General features: G+C 48.1%; 14 protein-coding genes and 1 pseudogene. 12 read left to right on the top strand and 3 right to left on the bottom strand.

The window, feature by feature from the left end; all coding sequences use genetic code 11:
* The first annotated feature begins 55 nt into the window (after positions 1-55).
* The 7 genes from HWI92_RS13465 to HWI92_RS25635 all read left to right on the top strand — a co-directional run bounded on the left by HWI92_RS13465 (position 56) and on the right by HWI92_RS25635 (position 3,553).
* Positions 56-1,300 carry an MFS transporter gene (locus tag HWI92_RS13465; RefSeq protein WP_204664544.1) on the top strand — a complete coding sequence of 415 codons (1,245 nt, stop codon included), beginning with the start codon at positions 56-58 and terminating at the stop codon, positions 1,298-1,300.
* Positions 1,301-1,315: 15 nt separating this feature from the next.
* Positions 1,316-1,588: a DUF8507 family protein gene (locus HWI92_RS13460; protein ID WP_204655906.1), complete on the top strand. Its 273-nt coding sequence runs from the start codon at positions 1,316-1,318 to the stop codon at positions 1,586-1,588.
* Positions 1,585-2,004, top strand: coding sequence for a putative toxin-antitoxin system toxin component, PIN family (locus HWI92_RS13455; RefSeq protein ID WP_204655904.1), 420 nt, complete (start codon positions 1,585-1,587; stop codon positions 2,002-2,004). Before HWI92_RS13460 ends, HWI92_RS13455 begins: the two co-directional genes overlap by 4 nt.
* A 362-nt stretch (positions 2,005-2,366) precedes the next feature.
* A complete protein-coding gene (locus HWI92_RS13450) occupies positions 2,367-2,804 on the top strand; it encodes a hypothetical protein (protein WP_204655902.1) in 438 nt (145 codons plus the stop codon).
* A 179-nt stretch (positions 2,805-2,983) separates the two neighbouring features.
* A complete protein-coding gene (locus HWI92_RS13445) occupies positions 2,984-3,214 on the top strand; it encodes a DUF433 domain-containing protein (RefSeq protein WP_204655900.1) in 231 nt (76 codons plus the stop codon).
* The gene (locus HWI92_RS13440) at positions 3,211-3,486 is read left to right on the top strand and encodes a DUF5615 family PIN-like protein (RefSeq protein ID WP_204655898.1); all 276 of its coding nucleotides are present in this window, start codon (positions 3,211-3,213) and stop codon (positions 3,484-3,486) included. Before HWI92_RS13445 ends, HWI92_RS13440 begins: the two co-directional genes overlap by 4 nt.
* Positions 3,425-3,553 carry a hypothetical protein gene (locus HWI92_RS25635; RefSeq protein ID WP_374757874.1) on the top strand — a complete coding sequence of 43 codons (129 nt, stop codon included), beginning with the start codon at positions 3,425-3,427 and terminating at the stop codon, positions 3,551-3,553. Before HWI92_RS13440 ends, HWI92_RS25635 begins: the two co-directional genes overlap by 62 nt.
* 3 nt (positions 3,554-3,556) lie before the next feature.
* Here the strand turns inward: HWI92_RS25635 and HWI92_RS13435 are convergent, their stop codons facing one another.
* Positions 3,557-5,950, bottom strand: coding sequence for an ABC transporter permease (locus tag HWI92_RS13435; protein ID WP_204655896.1), 2,394 nt, complete (start codon positions 5,948-5,950; stop codon positions 3,557-3,559).
* Between the two features lie 289 nt (positions 5,951-6,239).
* Between HWI92_RS13435 and HWI92_RS13430 the strand changes: the two genes are divergently transcribed.
* A complete protein-coding gene (locus HWI92_RS13430; protein ID WP_204655894.1) occupies positions 6,240-7,724 on the top strand; it encodes a glycine--tRNA ligase in 1,485 nt (494 codons plus the stop codon).
* Positions 7,725-7,930: 206 nt separating this feature from the next.
* Positions 7,931-9,415, top strand: a complete 1,485-nt coding sequence (locus HWI92_RS13425) for a nicotinate phosphoribosyltransferase (RefSeq protein WP_204655892.1) — start codon at positions 7,931-7,933, stop codon at positions 9,413-9,415.
* A 4-nt stretch (positions 9,416-9,419) separates the two neighbouring features.
* Here the strand turns inward: HWI92_RS13425 and HWI92_RS13420 are convergent, their stop codons facing one another.
* Together HWI92_RS13420 and HWI92_RS13415 are read right to left on the bottom strand one after the other, a co-directional pair.
* The gene (locus tag HWI92_RS13420; protein WP_204655890.1) at positions 9,420-12,224 is read right to left on the bottom strand and encodes a M16 family metallopeptidase; all 2,805 of its coding nucleotides are present in this window, start codon (positions 12,222-12,224) and stop codon (positions 9,420-9,422) included.
* Between the two features lie 74 nt (positions 12,225-12,298).
* A complete protein-coding gene (locus HWI92_RS13415) occupies positions 12,299-12,754 on the bottom strand; it encodes a hypothetical protein (protein ID WP_204655888.1) in 456 nt (151 codons plus the stop codon).
* 202 nt (positions 12,755-12,956) lie between these two features.
* On the opposite strand from HWI92_RS13415, the gene HWI92_RS13410 reads away from it, so the two are divergent.
* The 3 genes and pseudogenes from HWI92_RS13410 to HWI92_RS13405 all read left to right on the top strand — a co-directional run bounded on the left by HWI92_RS13410 (position 12,957) and on the right by HWI92_RS13405 (position 14,963).
* Entirely contained in the window at positions 12,957-13,922 is a 966-nt protein-coding gene (locus HWI92_RS13410) for a phage tail-like protein (RefSeq protein WP_204655886.1), read from the top strand.
* Positions 13,923-13,994: 72 nt separating this feature from the next.
* Positions 13,995-14,294, top strand: a pseudogene (locus HWI92_RS25720) (phage tail-like protein); the annotation flags it as partial.
* Positions 14,295-14,348: 54 nt separating this feature from the next.
* Entirely contained in the window at positions 14,349-14,963 is a 615-nt protein-coding gene (locus tag HWI92_RS13405; protein ID WP_204655884.1) for a C1q-like domain-containing protein, read from the top strand.
* Positions 14,964-15,001: the final 38 nt, after the last annotated feature.

Raw genomic sequence — 15,001 nt, 5'->3', positions numbered from 1 at the left:
CAGAACATAAAACCTTTGAAAGCGTGTTACCCGTGTGAACACCACGTACAATGCATTGAAAACAGTCAGCGAAAAAGATCCCTACGCAGCGTTACGCTATTCCGACTTCCGTTTTTTTATATCCAATACTTTTCTTTTTTCCGCCACCATCCTGATTCAGGAGGTAATTGTGGGCTATGAGTTATACAAAATGACACACGATCCGCTCGCACTGGGGCTTATTGGCCTGGCGGAAGTAGTACCTTTTGTAATTACCTCACTTTTTGGAGGTTACATTGCCGACCAAAAGAACAAGATTACTGTCATGCACATCAGTCTGGTGGTCATCCTGCTGGGCTCTGTGATCTTGTATTTTGCCTTCCAGCCCGGCATTTACAACCAGCTGACGCAATTGCAGCATCTGATCATCATTTATTCGGTTTTTGCATTGATCGGTTTTGCCAAAGGCTTTTACTCCCCGGCGTCGAGCTCTCTGAAACCTTACCTGGTACCGCGGGCGATCTACCACAATTCGTCTACATGGAGCAGCTCATTCTGGCAGGCGGGCTCGATTACCGGCCCGGCCATTGCGGGCTTTTTATATGCATTTATTGGTCTTACCCATACTTTGCTGGTGGTGATTGCGAGTTTTGTGATCTGCTGGATTTTGCTGGGTATGATCAAAACCCGCCCGGAGATTACCAAAATCTCAACACCGCTGATAGAGAGCCTCAAAGAAGGGTTCCGGTTTGTGTTCAAGACGCGTATTGTACTTTATGCTATTTCGCTCGACTTGTTTTCGGTTCTGTTTGGGGGCGTCGTGGCGCTGCTGCCTGTATTTGCCGAGGATATCCTGAAAGTAGGGCCGGAGGGACTGGGTTTGCTCCGCGCAGCACCTTCAATCGGTTCGCTGCTGACGATGTTTGCGATGGCGTACTATCCTCCCACGCACAATGCCTGGCGTAATATGCTTGTAGCAGTAGCCGGATTTGGTGTATTTACCATCGTCTTCGCCCTTTCGACCAGCTTCCTGCTTTCCTGCGCGGCATTGTTTCTGACCGGTGTATTTGACAGCATCAGTGTTATTGTGCGCCAAACAATTTTGCTGATTTATCCGCCGGACGAAATGCGGGGCAGAGTAGCGGCCGTGAATGGCATTTTCGTCAGCTCGTCCAACGAACTGGGTGCTTTCGAGTCCGGGGTGATGGCCAAAGCATTCGGTACCGTGCCTTCGGTGATGATCGGCGGCGTGGTGACGATCCTTGTGGTTTCGCTGATCTACCTGCGCTCCAAAGATCTGTTTTCGGTGCGGCTGAGCTGAGAAAAATGTTTATTTTTGATCAGGTACAACCAACATCAAATCATGCACATGCTACCGATCCAAGGCAAAACCCCTCAGCCGGAAACGTTAACTGATATCCAGATCAGTATTCTCAGGTTATTTAATCAGGGAATTACTGAGCATGAAACGCTTGAAGTACGCAGCATGCTTCTGGACTATTTTGACAAAGCGTTAAAATCGGAACTCAGCGAAGTTGAAAAACACAAACAGTATTCAACAGAGGACTATCGTAAAATGCTTTCAGACGATCAGTTTGCTGTCAAATGATTCGCGTAGTTGTTGATACTAATTGTTTACGCGCCTCAATTCCACCCAAAAGTCCATTTTACCAGTTATACCTCGGCTTTATCGGTGGGAAGTTTCAATGGTATGTCAGTAATGAGATCCTTTTTGAGTATGAAGAGATTCTCTCGGCCACATATTCTTCCAAAACTGCACATTTAGTATTGCATCAACTTGCGATAGCCGGCAACGTTGTTTTTGCAGAGCCTGCTTTTCGCTGGAACCTGATAACCGGAGATCCGGATGACAACAAATTTGCGGACCTGGCTATCAGTTGTGGATGCGACTATTTGATTAGTAATGACAAAGATTTTGACATATTTGGGTTACTGGACTTTCCAAAACTGAAAGTATTAAAGCTGGAAGAGTTTATAGCTTTACTCAGCCAAATAAGCAGCTAAGCTGAGAAGGTCGCCCGGCCAGAAATCACCTTATTTCGCTCCTGCATATTTTCAAACCTGCATTGGTTAATTCACACCTTATCTCTGGTGTGGACTGTCCTCTTTTGTGGCACGAGGTAGTAAGTTTTTTACCTTCTTTCATCGAAACTCATCAATTTTATCCGCAGAATATTGCTGTACCGTCGGCCACTAATTGGAGTACTGCACCCTTCCAATATATCCGAATTCGAAAATACATTTGAGCAAATCCACCTCCGGATTGAAGTCAGAAGGATGATAATCCTGTATGGTCAGTTACAATCCCTGGCTCATGTAGATTTATAATGCCGATGGTTAAAAGTCTCTTTGGTAAATACATTGTTATGAAGAAGCTCAGCCTGCTGCTGGTTGCTCTATTTATCACTTTCCTGATCACCTGCAAAGAACCGCAGAATCCGGAAGTCGCTACCTTATACTTGAATGGTAAAGACATTGAAGGTCATCGTCGGGAAGCGGTATCGAGGCTTTATGAGCATTATCTTACCAGTAAAAAGGATAGGGGGTATTACGAGGTCATCTCAAAGCATAGCAGATTTATCCTGAGTTTTTCGCCTTCCCTGAAATTGCTGACCGTTTGCGGAGATCCGGGTAGTGGATGGGGGAACCAGTTTATGAACGTTGACGAAGGAGTACTGGCCAGGTTAGTATCCGAGAAGATTACATTCAATGACCTTTATTCAAGTGAAGATCTACAAAGCAAAGACAGCCTGCTTGTAAAAAGCAAATCATTCATTAACATCATTACAAACGGAAATCCATAACCTGCCTTTGATACTGTCCTTTAACTAAGGTATCAGTAGCTATGGTTACAAACTTTACAAGATTGGACTTGATTAAGAAGACCCATTTATAACGTCAATACAAATGGCGATGTGAACTGAATGTGATCTGCGGAAAGTTTTGTTGTAAATAGTTATTTTTGTAAAAACCAGCAGCTACTATGTATATCTATAAAAGTGTGATTACCATTGAAGACGGAAAGCGGAGCGGTAAGCCCTGCATTCGTGGGATGCGTATTACGGTTGAAGATGTGCTGAGGTGGCTGGCTTCTGGTATGTCTGTTGACGATATCGTACTTGACTTTCCAGAACTGACCAAAGAGGATGTTTTGGTTGCACTGGAATTTTCAGCAAATCAGCAGAAAAGAACGCTGTATGATGTTGCAGCATGAAGCTTCTCGTTGATCAAAATATATCCTACCGCATTATTCCTCTTTTACTTCCAGCATATCCTGAAATTTACCATATCTGTGATTTTGGCCTGATCAATGCTGATGATCAGGCCATTTTCATGTTTGGACGTGAAAATGCTTTTAATGCAGTTATTACTTGTGACGATGATTTTGTCAGGTTGTTAAATGTAATGGGGCCCGCCGCCAAAATTGATTTGGCTGCGCATTGGAAATGCTTCTACAATCCGGATTGCGGAAATACTGCTGCATAGATTTGAAGCCATACAAGCATTTGCCGATGATGAGAATCTCTTCCTGTTCGAGATTTTAAGGCCTTAATCGTCATTCTGACCGCAAACTATCCACCGGATTTTGCAATGCAGTTTTCAATGCATGGAAGCTCACGGTAGCCAGGGCAATGATGATGGCCAGCAAGCCCGCTGAGGCAAACACCCACCAGGCCAGTGTCTCACGATATTCGAAGTTTTTAAGCCACTCCTGCATGGCGTAAACAGCCACCGGCGTGCCAATTACAATGGCTGCAAGTACAAGCACGATAAAGTCTTTGGATAGCAGCAATACCACGCTCTGCACGCTGGCACCCAATACTTTCCTGACACCAATCTCCTTGGTACGCGATTCTGCCGTAAAAGCAGCCAGACCAAACAAACCCAGACAAGCAATGACCACAGCCAGCACCGCGAAGGTCAGCAGTACATTTCCCTGCCGCTCCTCGGCCCGGTACTGCCGGGCAAAACTTTCGTCCAGAAAATGAAAGTCAAGCCTGGCCTCAGGATCAAACGTTTTGTAAATACCTTCAATAGCTGCGAGTGCTTCCCTGGTATTTCCCGGATTGACACGAACGTATATGTTGTCCTGATCGGCCGGCTCAGGCATGATCAATGCCAGCGGCTCAATCTTATGCTGCAGTGAATACGTATGAAAGTCGTGCACCACCCCAATTACCCTGGCTTCCCGCGTCTGACCTTCGTTGCCTGAAAAAAAGCGCACCTTTTTGCCCAATGCCGTTTTCCAGCCCTGTTTTTTGACGAACGATTCATTCACCAGCACGGAGCCCGTCATATCTGCGCGGGAGTTTGCATAAAAATTCCTTCCCTGTACGAGTCCGATCTGCATGGTTTTCAGGTAATCATGGTCCACCGCATATTTCTGGATTACCTGCGTAAATGTGGGCATTTCGCCGTTTTCCTTTTCGATAAACATGCCGCCCGAGCCTATACTGTTGGTTCCCAAAGGATTGCTCGACGCTGCTGCCCCGGCAATATGCGGGTTTTGCATAAGCTGCTCTTTCAGTGCCTTCACGCGCGTCCGCACTTCGTCCTTATCGATGTGAAAAATGAGTACCTGTTCTTTGTTGAAGCCCAGATCTTTATGGTTCACATAATGCATCTGCCGGTACACGATGCCTGCACAGGCAATCATCACCACGGTGGCTGCAAACTGAAAAACGACAAGCGACTTGCGGAAGCCCATGTTGCCGGCCTGGTTGCCGGTTTGTCCTTTTAATGCAATCACAGGCCGGTAGCCCGAGAATAGGGCAGCCGGGTAGAAGCCGCTTATCAGACCAATCAGCATTACAAATGAGGCAGCAATGCATGCAGATACCGCAGTGTTGCGGTACTCGATCGTCAGCGATTTTTCGGCAAGCTGGTTAAAAAACGGCAGGGCAACCACTACCAGTACAAAGCCGGCCAGCCCGGCCAGTACAGTCATCACCAGGGACTCAGTCAGGAACTGGCCGACCAGCTGCGAGCGCCTCGAACCCACCGCTTTACGTACACCCACTTCGCGGATACGTTTGAGGGAGTGCGCAGTGTACAGGTTCACATAGTTGATACACGCAATGATCAGGATCAGGGCTGCGATGACTGAAAAGACGTAAATGGTATTGATGTTTCCGTTCGGGCCGATTTCGTAGTCGTAATGGGAATGCAGGTGAATGGAGGTCAGCGGCTGCAGTTCCATGCTGTATTTGATATCGCCCAGCTTGTCTTTCAGGTACTTTGGAAAAAAGCCCTGTAGTTTCTTTTCAAACTTCCCGGCATCGGTACCCTCTTTTAACAGCAGGTAGGTATATAATTCAAACTGCTGCCAGCCTGCGGTGTAGTTTGTGGGCAGTGACCGGAGTGCGCTGAAATTCAGATGCGAGTTAGCGGGTACATCCGCGATCACGCCCGATACCTTGTTGGGAAAGTGGTTGCTGAAAAAGACAGTCTGGCCCAGCGCGCGGGAGGCATCACCAAACAACTTTTCGGCCAGTGTGCGGGTGAGTACTATCTGCTGCGGCTGATTGAGGGCGGTCTTTTTGTCTCCGTATAAAAAAGGAAATGTAAAGACGTCAAAAACAGAAGGATCGGTGAAGTAAATGTCATTTGCCTCAATCTTCTTTTCGCCTGCCGTCACCAGCCCGCCGCCTTCGGCATTGATCCGGACGGTTTTTTCCACTTCGGGGTAGTCATTCCGGATTGCCGGCGCAAATGGAGCCGAGGTCACTGCAACCCTGAAACTGCCGCCATCCCACCCGGCCGAATGCGCAATCCGGTAAATACGTTCGGATTTTTCATGGAACCTATCATAACTCAGCTCATCGACCACGTAGAGGACCATCAGCCATACCGCAGCCATCCCTATGCCCAGGCCGAGTACATTAAGACCGCTGAACAACTTTTGTTTGCGGAAGTTGCGAAAAGCAATTTTCAGGTAATTCAGCAGCATATACAGGATGTCTAAAAAAGTCAGGTTTGGGAATGTTATGTCGCTGTAACTGGTAAAAACATACGTGCCAGGCTTATTTTTACTTGTATATCAATGTGTTACGATGCTGGATGTAGCGCTTTGCTGTCCATAACCGGACATCATGTACAGCCTGCCGGCAGGCACCCGGGCAGCCAGTTCGGGGATGTCTGCAAATTTTGGCATCCAGCGGACGCATTGCCGTCAAAATCCCTAATTTTGCCCCCATTGATAACAGAAGTTCGTTTTTTCTTTTTTGATTAAAAATATAATGAGCCAAACACCTGCTGCTTCCTTGCAAGACATTGTAGGACATGCCAAAGAATACGGTTTTGTATTTCCTTCCTCTGAAATTTACGACGGTCTGCAAGCCGTGTACGACTACGGTCAGAATGGCGTCGAACTGAAAAATAACCTGAAAGCGGCCTGGTGGAAAGCGATGACGCAGCTGCACGACAACATCGTGGGGATTGATGCTGCCATCTTTATGCACCCGCTTACCTGGAAAGCCTCGGGCCACGTCGACGGGTTCAATGACCCGATGATCGACAATAAGGATTCCAAAAAGCGCTACCGCGCCGACCAGCTGCTGGAAGGTAAAGCCGAGCAGTATGAAGCCGAAGGTCAGCCTGAAAAAGCACAGGCATTGCTGGCTGAAATGGGCCGCCTGCTCAGCGCGGAGGATCTGAATGGCGTGCGCGAGCTGATTATTGCAGAAAATATCAAATGTCCGGTGTCCGGCACAACCAACTGGACGGAAGTACGCCAGTTCAACCTGATGTTCAGTACACAGGTAGGTTCCGTGGCCGAAGAGTCCAACCTCATTTACCTGCGTCCCGAAACTGCCCAGGGGATATTCGTCAATTTCCTGAACGTACAGAAAAGCGGAAGGATGAAGGTTCCTTTTGGCATAGCCCAGATCGGGAAAGCATTCAGAAACGAGATTGTCGCGCGCCAGTTTACCTTCCGCATGCGGGAATTTGAACAAATGGAAATGCAGTTTTTCATTCGCCCCGGTACTGAAATGGAGTGGTACGAAAAGTGGAAAGAGGCGCGTATGAAGTTCCACAAGGCCATCGGACTGCCCGCCGAAAAGCTGAAATTTCACGATCACGAAAAGTTAGCGCATTATGCAAATGCAGCCGTAGATATCGAATTCCAGTTTCCATTCGGCTTCCGCGAAATGGAAGGGATCCACTCCCGCACCGATTTCGACTTGCGCAATCACCAGGAGCTATCAAAGAAAAAGCAGCAGTATTTTGATTCAGATCTGGATGAAAATGGCAAGCCTTACGGAAATTATATTCCTTACGTGTTGGAAACATCCGTCGGAGCCGACCGGCTTTTCCTCGCGGCTTTCTGCAATGCCTATACGGTAGAGACGGTGGGTGAAGGTGAAGCGCAAAAGGAGCGTACTTACCTGAAACTGCACCCTGCACTGGCGCCATTTAAGGCAGCGGTACTTCCATTGGTTAAAAAAGATGGTCTGGCCGAAAAAGCAGAAGGCATTGCGAATGCGCTGAAATCTTCTTTCCGTACCGTTTATGACGATGGAGCGGCAATCGGGAAACGGTATACGCGTCAGGATCTGATTGGGACGCCCTTCTGCATTGCAGTGGATTACCAGACCATGGAAGACGATACTGTCACAATCCGTCACCGCGATTCCATGGAGCAGGAGCGTGTTGCTATCAGTGAGCTTAAAGAGAAAATTGGCTACCAGGTTGCGATAGAGCGGATTTTGGAGGCAATTTGAAAATAATAAAAATGGTATTGGAAAGGCTGATCTGCGAAGGTCAGCCTTTTTTATTTACCGATGCTGGTACCCGGTCGTTCGGGTGTAATGCACTTTGGCGGGAATGATTGTTATGGTAATTCCTTTCATTCAAGGCGTTTTCCCGGCCTGCTTCTGCTCAGGCGCGGGATTTTGGTTAATTAGAATTTTGAAAGTAAAATAGCCCCATGATCAATCAACTGTACGATACTTCACTGAGCCTGCTGACAGACCTTTACCAACTTACCATGGCATATGGATACTGGAAATCGGGCAAAGCCGAGCAGGAAGCTGTTTTTAACCTGTACTTCCGCAAGCATCCTTTTCAGGGTGGATTTACGATAGCCTGCGGGCTTAATAGTGTTATCGACTATATCCGCGAGTACCGGTTCAATGAAGAGGACCTTGCCTATGTCGGCACTATGACGGGCAGCGACGGAAAGCGTCTTTTCGACCCTGCATTTCTTGAGTACCTGAGAAAGCTGGAACTGAAATGCAGCATTGATGCCACGCCCGAAGGTACCGTGGTATTTCCTAATCAGCCGCTGCTGCGTGTGCAGGGACCTATTTTGCAATGTCAGCTCCTGGAAACACCATTGCTCAATCTGGTCAACTTTCAATCTCTCATTGCCACCAAAGCTGCGCGCATGCGGCAAGTTGCCGGTGATGATACGCTGCTCGAGTTCGGGCTCAGGCGTGCCCAGGGACCGGACGGAGGCGTAACCGCCAGCCGTGCTGCGTACATTGGTGGGTTTGATGCAACCTCGAACATCCTGGCAGGAAAAGTGTATGGCATTCCCGTAAAAGGTACCCACGCACACAGCTGGGTCATGTCTTTTGACACCGAGCAGGAAGCATTTGATACGTACGCGGCGCATTTGCCCAATAATGTAACTTTACTGGTGGATACCTACGACTCGCTTGCAGGAGTTCAGCATGCGATTGAGACGGGTAAAAAGCTGCGGGAGCGCGGGTACGAGCTGGGCGGTATACGGCTCGACTCGGGAGACTTGGCCTACCTCAGCATTGAGGCGCGTAAGATGCTGGATGCAGCTGGTTTTCAAAATACCAGCATTGTCGCCAGCAATGATCTGGATGAGCATATTATGGCAAGTTTGAAAAACCAGGGAGCCAGAATCGATGTCTGGGGTGTGGGTACCAAGTTGGTCACCGCCTACGACCAGCCGGCGCTGGGAGGCGTGTACAAGCTCGCCGCCATTCGCAATGAAAATGCCGGGTGGTCATATAAACTCAAACTTTCGGAACAGGCGATCAAAGTGTCGACACCCGGAATCCAGCAGGTAAGGCGCTTTCGCGATGGAAAGGATTTTGTTTCCGATATGATCTTCGACATCGGAACGCCGCTGGTGGGCAAGTCGACGATGGTTGATCCGTATGATTTTACCCGCAACCGGTCTTTTCCGGAAACGCAGCATTATGAGGATTTGCTGGTGCCTGTTTTTGCTGACGGAGAGCTGATTTATTCACTTCCTTCCATCCATGATACCCGGAAAAGGGTGCAGGACCAGCTTGCACATTTTCATAAGGGTATCAAACGGTTCGTTAACCCGCATACTTACCCGGTAGGACTCGAAAAAAGCCTTTTTGACCTGAAAACCGAACTGATCATGAAATTCAGAAATCAGGGTCCGGAAGTTACTCCGGAACCCTGAACATCTATTTTTTTTCCGGCATCAGTACAACTTTGATAAAGTTGTCATCATTGAAATACTTCTTTGCTGCCGCCTTTGTGCTTTCCACGGTAATGGATTTGAGCAGCTCTTCCTCACGGAAGATTTCGTCCAGGTCATCGCCGAGGAAAGTATTATCGTCCAGATAGTCAAGCCAGAAACTGTTGGTTTTTTCAGCAGTTTCGAGCTTGCGGCGCGTTTCGGCTACAAATTTCTCAATGTCCTTCGGGTCGGCGCCATTCTGCTTGATCTTCCTGATCTCTTCTTCGGTACGTTTGACGAGCTTGTCTACATTCTCAGGCGCACATCCGAATCCGATGTTTAGCCGGTAATGCCCGCTTGGATATTTTTCAGTACCCTCCGAAACACTTACTCCATACACCCCGCTCTCTTCCTCGCGCAGCGCCTCAATGAGCTTGATCTGAACAACTTCCTGCAAAGCCTCAATCTGAATGTTATTTTCCGGGCTGTACTCATACTCTCCGCTCGAAATCAGACTTACCCGGCTTTTGGGTTCAAGGCCTTTATAAATCGTTTTTTCAATGCGTCCCTTGGGCGGAAAAATATTGGGATGTTTGAAAGTATCGTCCCGGTCTGTTGAAGGCAGGCTGGCTATGTACTTTTCGATCAATGGTTTGATCTGCTCCGGTTTGAAGGCGCCGACAATCGTAAATACAAAATCGGATGCATCGGCAAAGCGGTCCTGGTACATCTGCATCGCACGGTCCAGACTTACCTTGTCAATGCTCTCGGGAGTCAGCGGCGCGCGGCTTGGATTGTAGCTCGTCAGGATCGCATTCAGCGAATCTGAAAATACTTTCTCCGGGGTCAATGTTTTTTGCAGATTTTCCAGGTAGGACTTCTGATTGGTAAGGATTCCTTTGGCAACCTGCTCGTCTTTGCGCGGTTCTGTAAAAATCGCGTAGATTAGCTGCATGGTGGTTTCCAGGTCTTTGGGGCTTGTATTACCTGCCACACCTTCCGAAAGCTCGCTGATAAACGGTCCGCCACCGACGGTTTTGCCGGCCAGGAATTTCTGCAATTGTGTCTGGGAATAAGGACCTACGCCGCCCATTTGCACAAGGTAGCTACTGAAAATACCTGTCTCACGCTCGTCGGGGTACAGGGAGTAGCCTCCTTTTGCGGTAGCCTTGATCAGGATTTCATCGTTTTTATACTCAGTAGGTTTCAGCAGCACACGTACGCCATTGGACAGCACCAGCTCGGTGACACCCAGTTTGGCCAGCGGTTTTTCACTGACGATCTTACCCGCCTTTGGTTCGGTGGCGAGCAGGGGCGTGTCGAGCGCGTCGTCAACGTAGGCGGTCACGTCCTTGCCCGCAGTTTTCAGCAGGGATTTGATTTCGGCCTCAGTAGGGAGCTCCTGCTTATTTTTTTCAGGACCCATCACAATCACAGCCCGGTTTTTGTCGGTAATATATTGCTTAGCCAGTCCGTTCACTTCCGCCAGTTTAACCTCGTCAAGGTGTTTTTTTACAAACAAATAATAGGCTTCGGCACCCATGTAAGGCTTATCATGCAGGAAGTGGTTGAGGTACTCCTGTACGTGGTTTGCTGACCGCATTTTGTCTTTTTCCTTATAAAATTGCTCAATGGAATTCAAAAAGTCCTTCTTGGCCCGGTCCAGCTCGGGCTGGGTGAATCCGAATTTCTGTACGCGTGCATTTTCTTCGAGCAGCGCCGTCAGGGCTGTTTTCATGCCGGGTGTATCTTTGGCCAATGCGATGGAAGTATAGGAATCCAGGTCACCCAGGAACTCGCCGTACTGGCTGCCGCCATACAAAAACGGCGGATCAGCTTTTTGTGTCAGCTCCTGCATACGCTGGCCCATCATGGCATTGTAAAATTCCAGCGCAAAATTGCTGCGGACGTCCTGCAGGGTTTTCTCTTTTTTGCCCGGCTGCTTGTAAATAAGCTGAATCACATTCTGCGGATATTCCGGATCTGTTACAATTGCTATGCGCGTGCTTCCGTCCAGCGGGATGTCGTACTTCACCCGTTTCTTTGGATTAACCGGAGGAGTGATCGAGCTGAATTTATCTTTGATGATCTGCTCTACTTTGGTCACATCAAAGTCACCCACAGCTATCACCGCCATCAGGTCGGGCCGGTACCAGTCGTGGTAAAAGGATTTCAGGGTAGCAGGTTTAAATGCCTTAAGAATGCTGTCCTTTCCAATCGGCAATCGCTCTGCATACCTCGAATTGTTGAGGATCACTTTCAGGTACCGGTCACGCATGCGTTGCTGTGCACCCCGTCCCATGCGGGATTCTTCCAGTACCACGCCCCGCTCTTTTTCCACTTCGGCTGAGTCGAGCAGGGCACCGTGAGCCCAGTCTTCCAGTACCTGAATACCTTTTTCCAGCAGTCCGGCCGAATCGGTCGGGATAGGAAGCATGTACACCGTTTCATCAAAACCCGTATATGCATTCAGGTCGGCACCAAAGCGTACCCCCGTTTTCTGCAGAAAATTGACGAGCTCGTTCTTCGGGAAATTGGTCGTGCCATTGAAGTTCATATGCTCCATAAAGTGCGCCAGTCCCTGCTGTGCATTGTTTTCGAGCACTGATCCCGCCTTCACTGCGAGCCTGAGTTCCGCACGGTTCTTGGGCTCATTGTTTTTGCGGATATAGTAGGTAATCCCGTTTTTGAGTTTCCCGGTTTTCACAGCCGGATCAAGCGGGACTTTCTGAGACGCAAGTGGCTGAGCAAAAGTATTGTAAGTAAAAGCCAGGAGTGCCAGGCATAAAGACACAAGCGTCTTTTTCATTTCAGGTTTTCGGTTTGGTAAAGTTCGGGAAAAACGAAATTTAGAGGTAAAACTTGCCTTTACAAAAGGTTATTTCAGGGGCAGCTGGTTTCCTTGAAACGCAATCCATCCTGAAACCGGATCTTGGAACGATCCGTAAATACGAGCGTGCCTGCTTTTTCCTGCATGTCCCCGAAACCCTCGGTCCATTCTCCGCCCGTTTTCAGAAATACCACTTCCCGCACAGACTGGGTTCCTTCGGATGCAAAAGTGTACCTGGCAAACAGGGTATCGCCATGCACTTCGCCCCGGATTTCGCCTTTGTTGCTGTCTTTTTCAAAAAGGAAATAGCTTAGTTCTCCGGTGGCAATATGGCCCGCGACTTGCAGGTGCAGTGCCGCCGAGTCCTTATTGTTTTTGTAGGCAAAACATTGATCCGTTGTATCTGCAGGCGCATTGCCTGTTTCTGGCTTGTCAGTGGAAGCCGGCTTTTTCTGGCATGCATAAACAGAGAAGGCGGTCATGAGCAGCCAGGCAAGTTGTGTCTTCATAAAGTGGCAGGCTTGAAAATAAGTGGATGAAAATTTGAGAAAAGTTGCTCTGATTGTAAAAGCAAGGTAACAAAATCACCCGGGTCGCCGCAAGCAATTACCGCAGGCTCGTTCTCTTTAGCCGGGAGATCATTCCAGCGCTGAGATATAAAGCAGGATTTCCATATTCGTACAATCCGAAAAAAATCATTCTTCCCGTACGATGAAAAAAACAACATTACCCGCACTATTCTTTGCTTTCAGCCTGTTTTCAGAAGGTTTACTGGCTCAGAGCATTGGCATTAACACCACCACACCCGATCCAAGCGCAGCTTTGGACATCAAAGACCCGCAGCGGGGTGTATTGCTGCCACGGGTGGTGCTGAAGTCAAAAAACGATAACACTACCATCATTAATCCAGCGACAAGTTTGCTGGTTTACAGTTTTACCGCGGCTCCCACGATGTCCGCAGGCCCAGGATTCTACTACAACGAAGGTACACCGCAAGCACCATCCTGGCGTAGTCTGGCCGATTTGAAACTGCCCTACGTAGCTACTGGTGCAGAAGATGTGATGATTGATCTTCAGAATTATTCAAACAACACAAATTCATCCACGCTGCATCTTTCCAACGTACAAGGGTATGCGTTAACTACCGAAGGTAAACTGAAGCTGGCAGGAAACGGTCAGTCGCCCGGCCTCGGAAAGGTACTAACAAGTGATGCAGCCGGCAATGCCACGTGGGAGGGAGGAGTTGCCTTCCGGGCCAGCGGGCCGGTTCTTGGGGGAAGTGAAAAGATGGGAAGTGCAGAAGCAAAAATTCCTTTTGCTACTCAGGAGTATGATTTGGGTAATAACTACAACATCGTCGGACAGCAGCCGCACAGTACTTTCAATGCACCTGTGAAGGGAGTATATCATTTTGATGTGGGTGCTTCATGGAGCTATGATATAGATATTGCTGATCAGAAAGCAAGGGTTTCCCTGATAAGATCGAGGGCTGGAGTTACAACTGTTTTGGCAACTACCGTTGGTAGTATCGGCAATTACGGAGTGACTTTGTCTGCAGATGCTATGCTCAATGCGAATGATCAGGTGTATGTTGTAATTCTGCATACTGCAAGTCAGAAATACATCTATTTGCAGGACCCCGTCTTTTTTTCCGGACGACTTATGGTGAAACAATAGTCTTTAAAAGCTGACGTCTGAAGTCGTTTAACCAAAATCAAAACACACCATTAAAATATTAGGTTTTCAATTATGATAACCAGAAAAACAATATTGCTCGGTATTTGCCTTGTCATCATAAAGCTATCGTGTACATATACAATGGCCCAGGGCACAGGCATAAATACAACCACTCCAAATCCAAGCGCAGCGCTGGATGTACAAGGTTCATCAGCTGGTGTCCTGATCCCTCGAATTGCTTTGCTCGATCGTAGTGACAAAACAACTGTAATCGCTCCGGCTACCGGCTTGTTATTGTACAATACAAATTCGGCAATGTATGCAAAAACTGGCTTCTACTTCAACAGCGGGACACCGGCAAGTCCCGCTTGGCGAAGTGTATCCGAATTACGTCTGCCATTTGTTAAAACAGGGGCTGAAGACATCATGGTGTCACTAGAAAATGCAAAGGGTGCGGCATCGAATGCATTACATACTTACAGCGTGCAGGGGTATGCACTTGATTCGTATGGGAAAGTCAGACTAACCGGCGGTAGCAGCGCGCCTGCCCTTGGCAAGGAGCTTACCAGTGACGTACAGGGAAATGCAACCTGGGAAGGAGCAGTGGCGTTTCGCGCCAGCGGAATTGTGAGCGGAAGTGAAAAGCTTTTTGGCGGTTTGCCACTGGAAGAGAAAATTCCTTTTTCCACGGAGGAGTACGACTTGACTGGTAATTACAGCAATTCCACAGGTACACCTCAAAGTGCATTTGTAGCACCGGTAAAAGGAATCTATAATTTCAATGTAGGTGTAAGCTGGACTTCCAGCGTTGATGTTTCTGCTCTGGTTGTCATGGAGGTAAGACGGCTCCGGGCCGGTGTTGTCACAAAACTTGGCGAGATCGTACACGATAATAATGACGGATCACTTACAATGGCAACAGACGCCTTACTGGAAGCCAACGATCAGGTTTTTATAACAATACGACACACGGCTGCCCAAAAGTTTATCACGTTGCAAAATCCAACATTTTTTACGGGTAAGCTGATGATACGCCAGTGAGGCGCTACAAGTTTTCTGTTTCACACTATTTACTTTAT

The sequence above is a fragment of the Dyadobacter sandarakinus genome (assembly GCF_016894445.1).
In the GTDB taxonomy this organism is placed as follows: Bacteria; Bacteroidota; Bacteroidia; order Cytophagales; family Spirosomataceae; genus Dyadobacter; species Dyadobacter sandarakinus.
This window is presented reverse-complemented; position numbering and strand designations above follow the sequence as displayed.